We start from the raw sequence: 2263 nt of genomic DNA on the forward strand, positions 1-2263 counted from the left end.
CATTCGGGGGCACTCCTGGTGCGGGCGGTCCGAGCGCGTACGAAGCTCGGTCAGGAACCGCTGCATCGGTGCAGCGAGGAACCCCGAGGAGCAACGATGCGCGCGCCCACCGTTCTGTCCGCCGTCGGCCTGGCGGCCGCCGTCGTCCTGGCCGCGGCCGTCCCCGCGGCCGCCGCTCCCGCGCTCGACGGAGGTCCCGTCGCGGGCACCCACGCCGTTCCGGCGGCGGAGAGCGGTGTTCCGGTGGTGGACAGCGGCATTCCGGCGGAGAGCGGCGTCCCGGCGATGGACAGCGCCGTCCCGGCGGTCGGCAGCGGCGTTCCGGGGGAGCCCACACCCGGCGGCGGACTCGGCGGCCCCCTCGGCGCCCTCCTCAACCCCGTCGTCAACCTCCTCGGCGATCTCCTCGGTCTCGGCGGCCGTGACGGAGGTACGCAGGGAGGCAACCCCTTGGGCAGCCTGACGGGCGCGCGCACCGGCAACTGACGTACGGGTCACCGCGTTTCGCGGGCGCCCAGGCGCGGGAGGCCGCACCGCTCTGCTGAGGGCTAATACCGGCCCGGCCGGGCCCGGTGATCACTACCGTCACTCCCATGACGACGATCACCACGCACACCGTCGAATACCCGGCCGACGGTCTGACGATGGTCGGGCGCCTCGCGCTCCCGGCCGGAGCCGGCCGCGCGCCCGCGGTCCTGATCGGGCCCGAGGGGCCGGGGCTCAACGACTTCCAGCGCGGCCGCGCCGACGCCCTCGCCGAACTGGGTTACGTGGCGCTGGCCTTCGACATCAACGGCGGCCGCTGGTTCTCCGACCCCCAGGAGATGCTGGCGCACACCACTCCCCTGCTCGCCGACCCCGACCGGATGCGGGAGATCGGCCACGCGGCGCTCGACGTGCTGCGCGCCGAACCGCGGACCGACCCCGACCGGATCGCCGCGATCGGCTACGGCACCGGGGGCGCGATCGCGCTGGAACTCGGGCGCGACGGCGTCGACCTGCGCGCGATCGCGACCGTCAACGGCCTGATCACGGGCCGGCCCGGCGAGGCGGCCCGCATCCGCTGCCCGGTCTGGGCCGGGGTCGGCTCGGAGGACCCGATCATGTCGCCCGCGCACCGGGAGGCGTTCACCGCCGAGATGCAGGACGCGGGCGTCGACTGGCGGCTCGTGGTCTACGGCGGCGCGCTGCACGCCTTCCACCACCCCGACGTCGCACAGGACGTGCTCCCCGGCGTCGGCCACCACCCCGTGCACGCGCGCCGGGCCTGGGACGATGTCGTCGCCCTGCTCGCCGAGTGCCTGCCCCTGCCAGTCACTACGTGACCAAGGACCGGGCGATGCGGAACTCCCGCTCGGCCTCGGCCCGGTGGCCCGCCGCCTCGTAGGTGGAGCCGAGGCGGCGGCGGACCTCCCGCTCCAGGGGCCTGCTGGTGTGCTCGGTGAGCGTGGCCAGGGCCTCCCGCTGGAGGGTGAGGGCCAGTGGCAGGTCTCCGTGGCCGTGTTCGGCGGCGCCGAGCAGGGACAGGCTCGACGCGCGCAGTTGCAGGTCGCCGACCTCCCCGGCAAGCTCCGCCGCGCGCCTCGCCAACTCCCTGACCTCGGCGTGCCTGCCGAGTGCCAGGTGGGCCTCGGCGGTGAAGCAGAGGGTCTTGCTGATCATTCGTGGGCGGCCGATCTTCTCGGCGAAGGCCAGGGACGTGGCGTAGTACGTGAGTGCTTCCTCGTGCCGTCCCTGCTGGTCGTGGAGGGCGCCGAGCTGGCAGCTCGACATCCCGGCGAGCCAGTCGTCGTCGAGCCGGGCGGCCAGCGCCATGGCCTCGCGCAGGTGGGCGGCCGCCTCCCGGACGCGGCCGAGCGCGCGCTCGGCGGCGCCCGAACCGGCGATCGCCCGCGCCTGTTCGCGCAGGTCGCCCTGGTGGCGGGCGAGGCGCAGCGCGTCGGCGCACCAGGCGAGCGCCTGCGGGAAGCGTCCCTGGTAGAGGTCCGCGATGGCCATGCAGTTGCGCAGGGAGGAGGGCATGCGCCGGTCGTCGGCCAGGTCGGCGCTGGGCAGCGCGAGCTCCAGGGCGGCGCGGCACTCGTGGTAGCGGCCCTGGCGGACCAGCGTGTCGACCAGGGACTCGGCGGTCCAGCAGGCGTGGTCGTGCTGTCCGGCGGCCGCCGCGAAGGCGATCACGTCGAGGAGTTGGCCGCCCGCCGCCTCCAGCCACCCGTCGGCCTCCCGCCAGTCCGCGAAGGGCGAGAGGGGGGAGTGGAGGGCG

At 75.2% G+C, this 2263-nt stretch carries 3 protein-coding genes; 2 read left to right on the forward strand and 1 reads right to left on the reverse strand.

Translation table 11 applies throughout. From position 1 onward, the window contains the following. The first annotated feature begins 96 nt into the window (after positions 1-96). Together GKQ77_RS31795 and GKQ77_RS31800 are read left to right on the forward strand one after the other, a co-directional pair. The gene (locus tag GKQ77_RS31795) at positions 97-486 is read left to right on the forward strand and encodes a hypothetical protein (protein ID WP_219692581.1); all 390 of its coding nucleotides are present in this window, start codon (positions 97-99) and stop codon (positions 484-486) included. Between the two features lie 107 nt (positions 487-593). Continuing rightward, positions 594-1325, forward strand: a complete 732-nt coding sequence (locus GKQ77_RS31800; RefSeq protein WP_219692582.1) for a dienelactone hydrolase family protein — start codon at positions 594-596, stop codon at positions 1323-1325. On the opposite strand, the gene GKQ77_RS31805 is transcribed toward GKQ77_RS31800, so the two are convergent. Next, a partial coding sequence (locus GKQ77_RS31805) for a tetratricopeptide repeat protein (protein WP_219692583.1) occupies positions 1318-2263 on the reverse strand: 946 nt, incomplete at its 5' end. The two genes, GKQ77_RS31800 and GKQ77_RS31805, sit on opposite strands and share 8 nt — an antisense overlap.

This window comes from Streptomyces anatolicus, assembly GCF_019400875.1.
Taxonomy (GTDB): Bacteria; Actinomycetota; Actinomycetes; order Streptomycetales; family Streptomycetaceae; genus Streptomyces; species Streptomyces anatolicus.